General features: G+C 71.8%; 11 protein-coding genes. 2 read left to right on the top strand and 9 right to left on the bottom strand.

From position 1 onward, the window contains the following. Window positions 1-7 precede the first annotated feature (7 nt). The 5 genes from ilvC to AB0G20_RS35875 all read right to left on the bottom strand — a co-directional run bounded on the left by ilvC (window position 8) and on the right by AB0G20_RS35875 (window position 8,133). Entirely contained in the window at window positions 8-1,006 is a 999-nt protein-coding gene (ilvC, locus tag AB0G20_RS35855; protein ID WP_361310057.1) for a ketol-acid reductoisomerase, read from the bottom strand. 121 nt (window positions 1,007-1,127) lie between these two features. Then, window positions 1,128-1,652, bottom strand: coding sequence for an acetolactate synthase small subunit (gene ilvN / locus AB0G20_RS35860; RefSeq protein ID WP_003993148.1), 525 nt, complete (start codon window positions 1,650-1,652; stop codon window positions 1,128-1,130). Between the two features lie 21 nt (window positions 1,653-1,673). Next, entirely contained in the window at window positions 1,674-3,521 is a 1,848-nt protein-coding gene (locus tag AB0G20_RS35865; protein WP_361310060.1) for an acetolactate synthase large subunit, read from the bottom strand. 231 nt (window positions 3,522-3,752) lie between these two features. Further along, window positions 3,753-6,767, bottom strand: coding sequence for an EAL domain-containing protein (locus AB0G20_RS35870; protein WP_361310063.1), 3,015 nt, complete (start codon window positions 6,765-6,767; stop codon window positions 3,753-3,755). 415 nt (window positions 6,768-7,182) lie between these two features. Then, a complete protein-coding gene (locus AB0G20_RS35875) occupies window positions 7,183-8,133 on the bottom strand; it encodes a 2-hydroxyacid dehydrogenase (protein WP_361310066.1) in 951 nt (316 codons plus the stop codon). 77 nt (window positions 8,134-8,210) lie between these two features. Between AB0G20_RS35875 and AB0G20_RS35880 the strand changes: the two genes are divergently transcribed. Next, on the top strand, window positions 8,211-9,209 hold the full coding sequence (locus tag AB0G20_RS35880) for an aldo/keto reductase (RefSeq protein ID WP_361310069.1): 999 nt from the start codon (window positions 8,211-8,213) through the stop codon (window positions 9,207-9,209). A gap of 124 nt (window positions 9,210-9,333) precedes the next feature. Further along, window positions 9,334-10,506 (top strand): PQQ-dependent sugar dehydrogenase, encoded by a 1,173-nt coding sequence (locus tag AB0G20_RS35885; protein ID WP_361310071.1) that lies wholly within the window; start codon window positions 9,334-9,336, stop codon window positions 10,504-10,506. A gap of 18 nt (window positions 10,507-10,524) precedes the next feature. On the opposite strand, the gene AB0G20_RS35890 is transcribed toward AB0G20_RS35885, so the two are convergent. The 4 genes from AB0G20_RS35890 to AB0G20_RS35905 form a co-directional block, all read right to left on the bottom strand. Beyond that, window positions 10,525-10,710, bottom strand: coding sequence for a DUF6191 domain-containing protein (locus tag AB0G20_RS35890; protein ID WP_361310201.1), 186 nt, complete (start codon window positions 10,708-10,710; stop codon window positions 10,525-10,527). A 59-nt stretch (window positions 10,711-10,769) separates the two neighbouring features. Beyond that, on the bottom strand, window positions 10,770-13,820 hold the full coding sequence (locus AB0G20_RS35895; RefSeq protein WP_361310073.1) for an AAA family ATPase: 3,051 nt from the start codon (window positions 13,818-13,820) through the stop codon (window positions 10,770-10,772). A gap of 161 nt (window positions 13,821-13,981) precedes the next feature. Further along, window positions 13,982-14,167, bottom strand: coding sequence for a hypothetical protein (locus AB0G20_RS35900; protein ID WP_361310203.1), 186 nt, complete (start codon window positions 14,165-14,167; stop codon window positions 13,982-13,984). Between the two features lie 195 nt (window positions 14,168-14,362). Further along, entirely contained in the window at window positions 14,363-14,899 is a 537-nt protein-coding gene (locus tag AB0G20_RS35905; protein WP_361310076.1) for a hypothetical protein, read from the bottom strand. Window positions 14,900-14,913: the final 14 nt, after the last annotated feature.

Genomic DNA, 14,913 nt, shown 5'->3' on the forward strand with positions numbered 1-14,913 from the left:
GGGCGGCTTACGCCTCCTCGTCGACCCAGCTCATGAGCTTGCGCAGCTCCTTGCCGGTGGTCTCCAGCAGGTGCTCGGAGTCCTGGGTCTTGTACTCGTTGTACTTCTTCAGGCCGCCGTGGTACTCGTCCATCCACTGCTGGGCGAAGGTGCCGTCCTGGATCTCGGCGAGGACCTTCTTCATCTCGGCCTTGGTGGCGTCCGTGATGATCCGCGGGCCGGTGACGTAATCGCCCCACTCGGCGGTCTCGGAGATCGACCAGCGCATCTTCTCCAGGCCGCCCTCGTACATGAGGTCCACGATCAGCTTCAGCTCGTGCAGGCACTCGAAGTAGGCGATCTCCGGCTGGTAGCCGGCCTCGGTCAGCGTCTCGAAGCCCGCCTTGACCAGCGCCGCGGTGCCACCGCAGAGGACGGCCTGCTCACCGAACAGGTCGGTCTCGGTCTCCTCGGTGAAGGTCGTCTTGATGACGCCGGCGCGGGTGCCGCCGATGCCCTTCGCGTACGACAGGGCCAGCGCGAAGCCGTTGCCCGTGGAGTCCTGCTCGACGGCGGCGATGCACGGAACGCCGCGGCCCTCCTCGTACTGGCGGCGCACCAGGTGGCCCGGGCCCTTCGGGGCGACCATGCAGACGTCCACGCCGGCCGGGGGCTTGATGAAGCCGAAGCGGATGTTCAGGCCGTGGCCGAAGAACAGCGCGTCGCCGTCCTTCAGGTTGTCCTTGATGTGCTCCTCGTAGACCTGGGCCTGGATGGGGTCCGGGACGAGGATCATGATGACGTCGGCCTCGGCGGCGGCCTCCGACGGGCTCACCACGCGCAGGCCCTGCTCCTCGGCCTTGGCCTTGGACTTGGAGCCCTCGTGCAGACCGACGCGCACGTCGACACCCGAGTCACGGAGCGACAGCGCGTGGGCGTGGCCCTGGCTGCCGTAACCGATGACCGCGACCTTGCGGCCCTGGATGATGGACAGGTCGGCGTCGGCGTCGTAGAACAGCTCGGCCACTTTGGGTTCTCTCCTCGGGAGTGCAGGTGTTGCGTCCCACCGTATGACGGGGGGCGGAAGGGAAGTCTGAGGGTCTCGGAATACGGGCGGCCGACGGCGCGCCGACCGCCCGTTCCGGGTCTTACGCCGACCGGTCCAGGGCGCGCAGCGATCGGTCCGTGATGGATCGGGCACCGCGGCCGATCGCGATCGTGCCGGACTGGACGAGCTCCTTGATGCCGTACGGCTCCAGCATCTTGAGCATCGCGGTCAGCTTCTCGCCGGATCCGGTGGCCTCGATGGTGACGGCCTCCGGGGAGACGTCGACGGTCTTGGCACGGAACAGCTGGACGATCTCGACGATCTGGGAGCGCGTCTCGTTGTCGGCGCGCACCTTCACCAGGACGAGTTCGCGCTGCACCGCCTGCGACGGCTCCAGCTCGACGATCTTCAGCACGTTGACGAGCTTGTTGAGCTGCTTGGTGACCTGCTCCAGCGGCAGGTCCTCCACGCCGACGACGATGGTGATGCGGGAGATGTCGGGGTGCTCGGTGACACCGACCGCGAGGGAGTCGATGTTGAAGCCGCGGCGGGAGAACAGGGCGGCGATCCGGGCGAGGATGCCGGGGGTGTTCTCCACCAGGACGGAGAGCGTGTGCTTGGACATGATCTGCTTCCTTTACGGCTCTCAGTCGTCTTCGTTGTCGCCGAAGTCGGGGCGGACGTCCCGGGCGGCCATGATCTCGTCGTTGGAGGTGCCGGCGGCGACCATCGGCCAGACCATCGCGTCCTCGTGGACGATGAAGTCGACGACGACCGGGCGGTCGTTGATGGAGTTCGCCTCTTCGATGACCTTGTCGAGGTCGTCCGGGGACTCGCAGCGGATCGCGTAGCAGCCCATGGCCTCCGACAGCTTCACGAAGTCGGGGACGCGGGTGCCGCGGGCCTCGGGGTTGACGTCGTCCGGGCCGGAGTGCAGGACGGTGTTGGAGTACCGCTGGTTGTAGAAGAGGGTCTGCCACTGGCGGACCATCCCGAGGGCGCCGTTGTTGATGACGGCGACCTTGATCGGGATGTTGTTCAGGGCGCAGGTGGCGAGCTCCTGGTTGGTCATCTGGAAGCAGCCGTCGCCGTCGATCGCCCAGACGGCCCGCTCGGGCGCGCCGGCCTTGGCGCCCATGGCGGCCGGGACGGCGTAGCCCATGGTTCCGGCGCCGCCGGAGTTCAGCCAGGTGCCCGGCTTGTCGTACTCGATGTAGTGCGCGGCCCACATCTGGTGCTGACCGACGCCCGCCGTGAAGATCGTGCCCTCGGGGGCGAGCTGTCCGATGCGCTCGATGACCTGCTGCGGGGAGAGCGAGCCGTCGCCGGGCTGGTCGTAACCGAGCGGGTAGGTCTCGCGCCAGCGGTTCAGGTCGTTCCACCATGCGGTGTAGTCGCCCTGGTGGCCCTCGCTGTGCTCCTTCTGCACGGCCTGGACCAGGTCGGCGATGACCTCGCGGGCGTCACCGACGATCGGCACGTCGGCGGCGCGGTTCTTGCCGATCTCGGCCGGGTCGATGTCCGCGTGGACGATCTTGGCGTGCGGGGCGAAGCTGTCCAGCTTGCCGGTGACGCGGTCGTCGAAGCGGGCGCCGAGGGCGACGATCAGGTCGGCCTTCTGCAGGGCGGTGACGGCGGCCACCGAGCCGTGCATGCCGGGCATGCCCAGGTGCTGCGGGTGGTTGTCGGGGAACGCGCCGAGCGCCATCAGGGTCGTGGTGACGGGCGCGCCGGTGAGCTCGGCGAGGACCTTCAGCTCGGCGGTGGCCTGGGCCTTGAGCACGCCGCCGCCGACGTACAGCACCGGTCGGCGGGCCTGGGTGATCAGCTTGGCGGCCTCGCGGATCTGCTTGGCGTGCGGCTTGGTCACCGGGCGGTAGCCGGGCAGGTCCATGGCCGGCGGCCAGGAGAAGGTCGTCTTCGCCTGGAGGGCGTCCTTGGCGATGTCGACCAGGACCGGGCCGGGACGGCCGGTGGAGGCGATGTGGAAGGCCTGGGCGATGACCCGCGGGATGTCATCGGCCTTGGTGACGAGGAAGTTGTGCTTGGTGATCGGCATGGTGATGCCGACGATGTCCGCCTCCTGGAAGGCGTCCGTGCCGATCGCCTTGGAGGCCACCTGTCCGGTGATCGCGACCATCGGCACCGAGTCCATGTGCGCGTCGGCGATCGGCGTGACCAGGTTGGTCGCACCGGGGCCCGAGGTCGCCATGCAGACACCGACCTTGCCGGTGGCCAGCGCGTACCCCTCGGCCGCGTGACCGGCGCCCTGCTCGTGGCGCACCAGGACGTGACGCACGCGGGTGGAGTCCATCAGCGGGTCGTACGCCGGAAGGATGCAACCACCGGGAATGCCGAATACCGTGTCGGCGCCGACCTCCTCGAGAGAGCGGATGAGGGACTGCGCGCCCGTCACCTGCTCGGGGGCGGAGTGGTGTCCTCCGGATCGGGGCCGGGGCTGCGGGTGGTGGGCCCCGGTGGCCTGCTCGGTCATCGGCATTCTCTTCTCAGATGCTGAGGGTTTTTGCGAGGTTTTGTACGGTCTTCGGCTGCTGCACGAAAGGCGCCTGTGCAACAAAAAACCCCTCGTGCCAAAAGGCAAGCGAGGGGAGCGCGCCGGGTGGGGTCGCTGAGCGGTCGAGGCTCAGCGTCAGCCGACGCGCTTTCCAAGTACGAGAATTCGAGTGCGCATGGCACTGACCCTCCCCCCGGCACGCACTCACTGTCAAGTGGGTGGGACGGGAGTCTCATTATGTGAGCGGAGGGCCGTGCCGCCTCCGATGACGGCGGACACACCCGAGCTGTACACCCGCGGGGCGCCGCCCGCGAACGCCGGTTCGGCCGGTCCGTTCGGCACCGGATAGTGGCCGGCGGCGAGCGCCCGGCGCAGCCGGTACTCGTCGAGCGGCCCGGAGAACGCCATGCCCTGCCCGTGCGTGCAGCCCATCGCGCGCAGGGCGATCACCTGCTCGGGCAGATCCACCCCTTCGGCCACGGACTTCAGCCCGAGGTCGCCGGCGATGCGCAGCAGCCCGCTGGTGATCTTGTGCAGGCGCGCGGACTCGACGACGCCCTCGACCAGACCGCGGTCGAGCTTCAGGACGTCGACGGGGAGCCGCCTGAGGGCCGTGATCGCCGCGTAGCCGCTGCCGAACCCGTCGAGCGCGATCCGTACACCGACCCGCCGCAGGGCGCCCAGGCGCCGCTCCAGCTCGTCCAGGGAGACCCTCGGGTCGGCGTCCGACAGCTCGATGATCAGCGACCCGGACGGCAGCCCGTGCCGCGTGAGCAGCGCCTCGATCGAGCCGAGCGGCATCGACCGGTCCAGCAGCCTGCGGGCGCTCATCCGCACGACGACCGGCACGGACAGTCCGGTCGCGTGCCGCTCGGCGGCCTGCTCGACGGCCTCCTCGATCATCCACCGGCCCAGCTCGGCGGTCTTCTCGCCGTCCTCGGCCACGCGCAGGAACTCCGCCGGGGTGAAGAGCACCCCTTGCGAGGAGCGCCAGCGCGCCTGCGCGGACACCGACGTGATCCGGCCATCCGCCAGGGACACCACCGGCTGGTGCAGCAGGGCGAACTCCCCGTCGTGCAGCGCGGCCCGCAGGCGGGTGGCGAGCTCGGCCTTGCGGACGACGTCCTGCTGCATCTGCGGCTTGTACAGCTCGACGCGGCCCTTGCCGCCGGCCTTGGCGCGGTACATGGCCAGGTCGGCGTTGCGCAGCAGTTCGCCCGCGCCGAGGCCGGCTTCCGCGAAGGCCACGCCGATGGAGGCGTTGACACGGACATCGTTGCCGTCGATGAGATAGGGCTGCGACAGCGTCGTCCTGAGGCGGTCGGCGAGCTCCAGGATGTGCCGCTCCCGGGCGTCCCGGTCGCGGGTGTTGTCCCCGGCGATCAGGGCCGCGAACTCGTCTCCGCCGAGCCGGGAGGCGGTGTCGCCCTGCCGGACGGAGTCCTGGAGTCTGCGGGCGGCCTGGACGAGCAGCTCGTCCCCGGCCTGGTGCCCGATCGTGTCGTTGACGGCCTTGAATCCGTCGAGATCGATGAACAGCACGGCCGTGTTCCGCAGGGCCACGCCCCGGTCGGAGGCGCGGCGGCCCGAGAGGGCGTGCTGGACGCGCTTGGTGAACAGGGCGCGGTTGGGCAGGTCGGTGAGCGGGTCGTGCTCGGCGTTGTGCTGCAGCTGGGCCTGGAGCCGCACCCTTTCGGTCACGTCACGGCTGTTGAAGATGAGGCCGCCGTGATGGCGGTTGACGGTCGACTCGACGTTCAGCCAGCCTTCGTCGCCCGAGCGGAAGCGGCACTCGATGCGCGTGGTGGGTTCCTCGACCGGGTCGGCGGCGAGGAACCTGCGCACCTCGTGCACGACGCAGCCCAGGTCCTCGGGGTGGATGAGATGGGCCAGTTCCGTACCCACCAGCTCCTCCGCCGAGCGGCCGTACACACCGGCGGCGGCCGGGGAGACGTACCTCAGGACGCCGCTGGGGGCGGCGATCATGATGACGTCGCTGGAGCCCTGCACCAGGGAGCGGAAGTGGTTCTCCTTCTGCGCCAGTTCCTGGGTGAGGGTGATGTTGTCGAGCAGCATGATGCCCTGGCGCACGACGAGCGCGAGCACCACCGTGCCCCCGGTCAGCAGGACCACGCGGTCGACGCTGCGGCCGTTGAGGACGTTGTAGAGGATCCCCAGGGTGCACACGGCGGCCGCGAGATACGGCGTGAGGGCGGCGAGGGAGCCGGCGATGGGCCGGGCGGCCGGGTACCGGCTGTGCTCGGCGCCGGGCAGGGGCACCTGGTGGCCGGGTCCGCTGCGCTGCCCCGGCACGTGCTCGTGCACCACGCGGGTGTGCCCCGTGGCGCCGTGCCGGCCGGGGCCGCCGCGCCGGTCGCCCTCCGCGCGGGGCGCGGCCCACGGGGCGTACGCCAGGAGCAGCGAGCCGGCGAACCAGCCCGCGTCCAGCAGCTGGCCGGAGCGGTAGTCGTGGTGCATGAGCGGGGAGGTGAACAGGGCGTCGCACATCACGGTCAGGGCGAGGGCGCCGATGGCGGTGTTGACCGCCGAGCGGTTCACCTCGGACCGCCTGAAGTGCAGGGCGAGCACCATGCTGACCAGCGCGATGTCGAGCAGCGGGTACGCCAGCGACAGCGCGGCGTGCGCCACGCCGGGGCCTTCCGACTTCGCGGCCTGGGCGAGGGCGAGGCTCCACGCCAGTGTCAGCAGCGAGCCGCCGATCAGCCAGGCGTCCAGCCCGAGGCAGACCCAGCCGGCCTTGGTCACCGGCCGCTTGGCGAGCACGAGCAGCCCGACGATCGCGGGCGGCGCGAAGCAGAGGAAGAACAGGTCGGCGTAGCTGGGACTGGGCACGGGCAGTCCGAGGACCACCTCGTACCACCCCCAGACCAGGTTGCCCAGGGAGGCCATGGTCGAGGAGAGGCCGAACAGCAGCCAGGCGGGTCGAAAGCGGGGGCGGCGGCTGCGGGCGTAGACGAAGCACGAGACGGCGGCGGTGGCGGCCGCGGCGCTCAGCCCGAAGTCGCCCATGAACATCGCCACTTCGTACGAACCCCAGCCGACCGCGGAACCGATGGCGTATCCCGCGCAGACCAGGGCGAGGACGAGTTGGAGGGCCAGGCCCGGCCGGTGGCCGGGGACCGGCGTGCGGGGCAGCAGCGCGCCCGGTGACGGAGGCTGTGCCCGCAGCGCTCCGTCCAGCGTGGTGGTGGGGGGCGCGCTCACCGGGCGCTCCCGGTGCGCGCCGCTCCCGGGTCCCGCGGGGCCGGCTGGTCATGCCTTCTGCACCTGCCGGACCTGCGGTGATGATGGCTGTGGTCGGTGTGGTGTTCGCTGTGGTGGGTGTGGTGGCCGACGTGATCGGCGTGCTGACCGCATCTGCTCGCGGCCGTCCGCCAGGGTCGCCGCCGGCAGCCCCGCCCCGTCGGATCGCTCGTCCATAGGCCGTGCATCGCCTGTCGCCCCCCTCACAGTCTGAAGTGTCCGTCCCCGGCGCCTGACAGTCCCCGGCGCAGCCCCTGTCGGGACGATACACCAGTCTCGTCACTCAGGGACATAGGTTCTCTACGCTCCGTGACGATCAACAGATATATGAGTACCCACCGCACCCGAAGGATTGCGGACGGTACTCGAAGGTCTCTCAGTCGGTTGAGGCACCCGTCGTAAGGATCACGTTGCGGAGCGGCTCCCGGTTCACATAACGGTTCAACTGGTCCACCAGGAGCCGCTCGGCGCGCGGAAGGAACGCGGAGGTGGGTCCTCCGACGTGCGGGCTGATGAGTACCCCCGGCGCACGCCACAAGGGGTGTTCGCGCCCCAGCGGCTCCGGGTCGGTGACGTCGAGGGCGGCGGTGATGCGGCCGCTCTCGAGTTCGGCGAGCAGGGCCTTGGTGTCGACGACCGGGCCGCGGGCGACGTTGACGAGGAGCGCGCCGTCCTTCATCCGGGACAGGAAGTCGGCTCCGGCCAGGCCACGGGTGGTTTCGGTGAGCGGGGTGGACAGGATGACGACGTCCGCTTCCGGCAGCAGCGCGGGGAGTTCGGTGAGCGGATGCACCGGACCGCGCGCCGTGGTGCGCTCGGAGCGCGCGACGCGCGCCACCCGCGCCACCTCGAACGGAACGAGCCGGTCCTCGATGGCCTCGCCGATCGAGCCGTATCCCACGATGAGGACGTTCTTGTCGGCGAGCGCCGGCCGGAACCCGCCGAGCCACTCCCCCCGGTCCTGCGCGCGGACGAAGTCGGGGATCCCGCGCAGCGAGGCCAGGATCAGCGCGAGGGTGAGCTCGCCGGTGCTGGCCTCGTGCACCCCACGCGCATTGCACAGCCGCACGCCCGGAGGCAGCTGCCCGAGCCCCGGCTGCACGTGGTCGATCCCGGCGGAGAGGGTCTGCACGACCTGGACGTTGCTCATCCGCCCCATGGGACGCACGCAGAGCGGGCTGGGCTTCATGTAGGGGACGACGTAGAAGGCGCAGTCGGCCGGGTCCGCGGGGAAGTCCTCCGCGCCGTTCCAGTAGCGGTATTCCGGTCCCTCGGGGAGTCCCTCGATCTCGTCCGGCGGGATGGGCAGCCACACGTCAGCAGTCATGCTCTGGAGGCTATGTCAGGAGCGTGCGACGGCAGAGGTTAGGTTGGGGTGGCTCGAACAGGGAGGGTCACGACCAGGTGGAGCGCAGGACGATCGGCGCGGCGGCGCTCGCGGTGGGGGCCGTCGGACTCGGGTGCATGCCGATGAGCTGGGCCTACAGCGCGTCGAGGCGGCGCGGCGACGAGTCGCTCAGGGCGGTGCACCGGGCGCTCGACCTGGGCGCGTCCCTGCTGGACACGGCCGACATGTACGGCCCCTTCACCAACGAGCTGCTGGTGGGGCGGGCGTTGAAGGAGCGGCGGTCCGACGCGTTCGTGTCCACGAAGGTCGGGCTGCTCGTGGGCGACCAGCACATCGTCGCCAACGGCCGCCCCGGGTACGTGAAGCGGGCCTGCGACGCGTCGCTGCGGCGGCTCCAGACGGACGTCATCGACCTCTACCAGCTGCACCGGGCCGACCCCGAGGTGCCGGTCGAGGAGACCTGGGGCGCGATGGCGGAGCTCGTCCAGGCCGGGAAGGTACGGGCCTTGGGCCTGTGCGCGGTGGGCGCGCGGGCCGGGCGCCGGGCCGGGTCCCGGCTGCACGACGGAACGATCCGGCAGCTGGAGCGGGTGCAGCAGGTCTTCCCGGTGAGCGCGGTGGAGGCGGAGCTGTCGGTGTGGTCGCCGGAGGCGCTGGAGACCCTGCTGCCGTGGTGCCGCACGCGGGGCGTCGGTTTCCTCGCCGCGATGCCGCTGGGCAACGGCTTCCTGACCGGCAGGCTGCGGCCCGGTGCGGGCTTCGAGGCGGACGACCTGCGCGCCCGGCACCCCCGCTTCACGGCCGAGATGATGGCCGCGAACCAGCCGTTCGTCGCGGGCCTGCGCCGCGTGGCCCGTCGGCACGGCACGGACGTCACGCCCGCTCAGGTCGCCCTGGCGTGGGTGCTCGCCCAGGGCCCGCACGTCATCCCGGTCCCGGGCACGAAGCAGGAGCGCTGGGTCACGGAGAACACGGCCGCGACGGCGCTGCGCCTGACCCTCGACGATCTCAGGGAGATATCCGGGCTGCCACCGGCCCAGGGGTCGTGGGACTGAGCCGGTCCCGCCGCCGGTGCGTTTCGGGCAAACCCCGTGTTCCTCGTCCGGGGTTGCGTGATCGGGAACCTGTGAGCCGCGAGCGGTGTATGACAGGGAGAGGACCTGCCCCGTCGAAGGGACCATGATCGTGCAACGTCGAGCCGTCCCGGCCGTGCTGGCCGCCGCCGCGCTTCTGCTGACGGCCGGTTGCTCCTCCGACGGCGGGGGCTCGTCCGGCAAGGACGAGAGCGCCTCCCCGAGCCGTACGGCACCGGGGTCGGCAGCGCCGCCGCGGCAGGGCGCCGAGGAGACACCTCCCGCCCGGGGCTCGGTGAAGGTGGTGCGCACCGTCGCCGAGGGTCTGGCGTCCCCCTGGGGTCTCGCTCCGCTGCCGGGCGGCGGTCTGCTCGTCGCCTCCCGGGACGACGGGACGATCGTCCGGGTCGACGAGAAGACCGGCAAGAAGACCGAACTGGGCGAGGTGACGGGGGTCTCGGCGGCCGGCGAGGGCGGCCTCCTCGGGATCGCCCTGTCCCCCGACTACGCCTCGGACCACATGGTCTACGCGTACTTCACCTCGGCCTCCGACAACCGCATCGTCCGCATGATCTACGACGAGCGGAAGCCCTCCGGCGAGCAGCTCGGCGCGCCCGACACGGTCTTCAGGGGCATCCCCAAGGGCTTCATCCACAACGGCGGCCGTATCCAGTTCGGCCCCGACAAGATGCTGTACGTGGGCACGGGCGAGAGCGGCGACACCGGTCTGTCCCAGGACAAGGACTCCGTGGGCGGCAAGATCCTGCGCCTGACCCCGGAGGGCGAGCCGGCGCCGGGGAACCCGTTCCCGGACTCGCCGGTGTACTCCTACGGCCACCGCAATGTGCAGGGCCTCGCCTGGGACGGCAAGCAGCGGCTGTTCGCCGCGGAGTTCGGGCAGGACACCTGGGACGAGCTCAACGCGATCGAGCCGGGCGGCAACTACGGCTGGCCGGAGGCCGAGGGCCGGTCCGACGACGAGCGGTTCCGCAATCCGATCGACCAGTGGACCACGGCCGAGGCATCCCCCAGCGGCATCGCCTACGCCGAGGGGTCGATCTGGATGGCGGGCCTGCGCGGCAAGCGGCTGTGGCGCATCCCGCTGAACGGCACCAAGGCCTCGGCCGAGCCGCAGGCCTTCCTGGAGGACGAGTACGGCCGGCTGCGCACGGTGGTACCGGCGGGCGGCGACCGGCTGTGGCTGGTGACCAGCAACACGGACGGCCGGGGCAGTCCGAAGGACGGGGACGACCGGATCCTCGAAGTGCGGGTGAAGTAGCCCTGGGATTCCGGGGGGCTACTCCCCCTCGTCGTCCTCATGCTCGTGCGGCGGGCGTACGACGACCTTCCCGGACGTGAGGTCTATCGGACCGCGTCCGGGATCGCCGTCGCCGACGTCCTCACGGGTCAGTTCCAGGCGGTTCTGCTCGTCGCGGGTGTGCTTGCGCCCGGGCGAGAACAGTTCCTCGAACATGTTGAACAACGGAGCCTCCCTCGGCCGCGGGATGCGCGACATCCGCGACGCCCCTTACAGCGTATGCCTCAGCCGGCCGGGCCGGGCATGAGCATTTCGGCCGGGAACAGCCCCAGGCGGTGCGCCACCGCCGCCGCCTCGCCCCGCCCGGAGACGCCGAGCTTCCCCAGGATGTTGGAGACGTGCACGCTCGCGGTCTTCGGCGAGATGAACAGCTCCTGCGCGATGCGGCGGTTGGTGTGACCGGCGGCGACCAGGCGCAGCACGTCCCGTTCCCGGCTGGTGAGGCCGAGGGCCTCGGCGGGGTCGGCCGGCACGGGGGCGGGTTCCGTGGCGGGCGTGAGGGGCAGGCGGGCGCGCCGGCCGAGCGTGGTGGCGGCGTCGGCGAGCGGCCCGGCGCCGAGGTGGCGGGCGACGGTGTGGGCGAGGCGGAGCAGTTCCGTGGCGCGGTCGCGCTCGTCCTCGCCGCCGCCGCTCAGCAGGGACTCGGCCAGGCGGTACCGGACGCGGGCGAGGTCGTAGGGCCGGCCCAGGGGTTCGAAGGCGGTGACCACCTCCGACCAGGTGTCCGGGGTGCTCCGGCCCTCGGCGCGGTGGAGTTCGGCGCGGACCCACCGCTCGTGGGCGAGCCAGACGGGGGCGTGGGTGGTGAGGCGCTTGACGGCGGCGAAGATGCCGTCCAGGACCTGCTCGCGGCCGTCGCGGGCGGCCGGCAGCCCCCGGGCGTCGGCCTCGGCGGTGGCCGCTTGGAGCAGCAGCGGCCAGGCGTAGCGCTGGGTGCCGAGCGGGAAGCCCGATTCGAGGGTGCGGGCCAGTTCGGCGCGGGCGTCGGTCAGGCGGCCCTCGGCGGCGGCGAGCGCGATGGTCAGCCAGGAGATCGGCAGGTCGTGCTGCGGCATGGGGTCGTGCGGGCCGTAGGCGGCGCGGCCCTGGGCGAGATGCCGGGCCGCCTCGGGCACCTGCCCGCGCGCGAGCGCCAGGAACGCCAGGCAGTTGGCGCCGGACCCGTGCGGACCGGCCGTCTGCCCGCGTCGCTGGGCGTTGCCGGCGGCGTCCGCCGCCTCGTCCCAGCGGCCGAGGGAGATGAGCGACTCGGCGAGGTTGCTCCAGATCCAGGCCTCGGCGTCCCGCAGGCCCATCGCCCCCGTGAGCCGCAGGCCCTCGCGCAGGATGCCGACGGCCTCCTCGGAGCGGCCGACGCCTTCGAGGACGGAGGGCAGGTTCACATGGCTGCGGCCCACGATCGCCGCGAGGCCCCGGGCGACCACCTCGTCCCTGACGTCGTACATGTGGCCGAGCCCGGTGTCGATCTGCCCGGCGTCGACCATCAGTCCACCGAGGGTGAGCCGGGCGTTGGACTCGATGTCGTCGGCACCGACCATGCGCGCGTACTCGACGGCCCGCTCGGCGGCCGTCAGGGCGTCCGGGCCCGGTTCGTGGAGCATCGACCAGTGGGCGGCCGTGGCCAGCACCTCGGCGTGCACCTCGGACGGCGGCAGGCCGCGGACCAGGTCCTGCGCGGTGGCGATCTCCTTCCAGCCGTCGCTTCGGGCCAGCCCCTGCACCAGCCGGGAGCGCTGGATCCAGAACCAGGCGGCGCGGTGGGCGTCCCCCGTGCCCTCCTCGTCCAGGAGGCGCAGGGCCCGCTTGGTGATCTTCAGGGCGCGTTCGCGCTCCCCGCAGAGCCTTCCGGCGACGGCCGCCTCGGCCAGCAGGTCCAGGTAGCGCAGCGCGGTGGTGGCCGGGGCGCAGCCGCAGGGCGGGTAGACCTCTGCGTAGTCGACGGGGCGCAGGGTCCGGCGTACGGCGTCGGGGGCGGCGTCCCACAGCTCCATCGCCCTTTCCAGGAGCCGCAGTTGCTCGGAGTAGGCGTGACGGCGGCGGGCCTCGACGGAGGCTTCGAGGACGGCGGGCAGGGCCTTGGCGGCGTCGTGGGCGTGGTACCAGTAGCTGGCCAGGCGCGTCGCCCGCTGGTCGGCGGGGACGAGGGCCGGGTCGGTCTCCAGGGCCTCGGCGTAGCGGCGGTTGAGGCGGGAGCGTTCGCCGGGGAGCAGGTCGTCGCTGACGGCCTCGCGGACCAGGGAGTGGCGGAAGCGGTAGCCGTCGCCGCCGGGTGCGGGGGCGAGGATGCTGGCGTTCACGGCGGCCCGCAGTGCCTCGATGAGGTCGTCCTCGGCGAGCCGGGCGACGGCGGCAAGCAGCCGGTACTCGACGGTGGAGCCGCCCTCGGCGACGATCCGGGCGATCTGCTGGGCGGGCTCCGGCATCCCCTCGACGCGGACGAGCAGCAGGTCGCGCAGGGAGTCGGTCAGGCCGGTCCGGCAGCCTTCGTGAGCGGCGACGGCGAGTTCCTCGACGAAGAAGGCGTTGCCGTCGGAGCGTTCGAAGATGGCGTCGACCTGTTCCGGTTCGGGATCGTGGGCGAGGATCCCGGCGACCTGGCGGCACACCTCGTCGCGGTTGAAGCGGGCGAGTTCGAGGCGGCGGATCGTGCGGAGCCGGTCGAGTTCGGCGAGCAGGGGCCTGAGCGGGTGGCGGCGGTGGATGTCGTCGGAGCGGTAGGTGGCCAGGACGACGAGGCGGCCGGTGCGCAGGGTGCGGAAGAGGTAGGAGAGCAGATGGCGGGTGGAGGCGTCGGCCCAGTGCAGGTCCTCCAGTGCGAGGACGACGGTGTGCTCGGCGGCGACGCGCTCCAGCAGGCGTGCGGTGAGCTCGAAGAGGCGGGCCATGCCGTCCTCGTCGTGCCGCCCGGCTCTCGACTCGCCCAGCTCGGGCAACAGCCGGGCCAGTTCCTCCTCCTGGCCGGCGGCCGCGGCGGCCAGCTCGCCGGGGAGTTCGCGGCGCAGTGCGCGCAGTGCGGTGGAGAAGGGGGCGAAGGGCAGCCCGTCGGCGCCGATCTCCACGCAGCCGCCGAGTGCGACCACCGCCCCGTGGTGGCGGGCGGCGGCGGCGAACTCCTCGACCAGGCGGGTCTTGCCGACTCCGGCCTCCCCGCCGATGAGCAGCGCCTGCGGCTCGCCCTCGCAGGCGCGGACGAGCGCGTCGTGCAGCGTGCCCAGTTCCTCGGCACGGCCGACGAACACGGGGCTGACGGACCTGGTCTCCACGGCCCCGAGCATCGCATGCGGGTCCGACAGCGCGGCACCGGTTTTCCGTCGAACGGCCGGGGCAGCGGCCGCCGTTCCCGTACGAACGGCCGGAGCAGCGGCCGCCGTTCCCGTACGAACGACGGCCGCTGCTCCCCGGACGGCCACGGCGGCGACCGGACCCACCCCGGTGTTCACGCGGTCCGGGCGGACCGGAGCCGACGGAAACGGCGGCTATGACTTTCGTGCTCGGCGGATTCCGTGTCCGCTTCGCGGCGGGCCGCGCGGCGGGCCCGGGCGGCCTCGCGGACGAGGCGCTCGTGGTCGGCCCGGCGGATGAGGTCGGAGGTGCGCAGCTGCTGGAGCTCGTACTCGTACATGGTGTGTCCTTCAAGAGAGGCGGTCACGGAGGGTTTCTCCGCGATGACCTCACTCTCGTCTCCCAGGTGGGGCTGCCACATCGGGAGAGTTCCGCATCTTCGGCGGCGCACGCGGCCTTAGACACGGCTGAGGGGCCTCAGGGGCTCCGTAAGGTGCTTACGGAACGCCTAAGACCCCTCAGGACCTGCGGGCTCTCAGCTCGCGGACGGCAGTCCGAGCAGGATGCCGGTGTACTTGAGGACGGCCAGGAGCAGGCCGATGACGCCGAGCGCCACCCCAGCCCAGGCGACGGACTTGATCCAGGGGGCCTGGATCCTGCCCGGCGTGCCGAACGCGGGCCGGGCGAGCGTCACGACGCCGACGACGAGCGCGATCAGCGCGAACAGGCCGCCCCACAGGGCGGTGGTCTGCCAGGCGTCGCCGTAGACCGCCTGGATCTGCTGGGCCACGCCGGCGTTCTGCGCGGTCTCCAGCTGACCGACGAGGTTCTGGCGCGCGGAGGCCACGGTGCCGATCCAGCTGCCGGTGAGCGAGACGACGCCCAGTGCGGCGGAGACCACGGCGGCAGCGCCCTGGCCGATGCCGGAGGGGCTCTCCTCCTTGGTCTGCGCGTCGTCGGCCGCGGCCGGGACCTCGGTCTGGGGCACCTCGTCGGACTTGGTGGTGTCCACCGCCTTCTCGTCGGTCGTGGCCTTGGTGGCCTCGGTCTCGTCCACTGCGTTCGTAGCCATGTCTCGCACCGTAG

This window comes from Streptomyces sp. NPDC024017 (assembly GCF_040638895.1).
Lineage (GTDB): Bacteria > Actinomycetota > Actinomycetes > Streptomycetales > Streptomycetaceae > Streptomyces.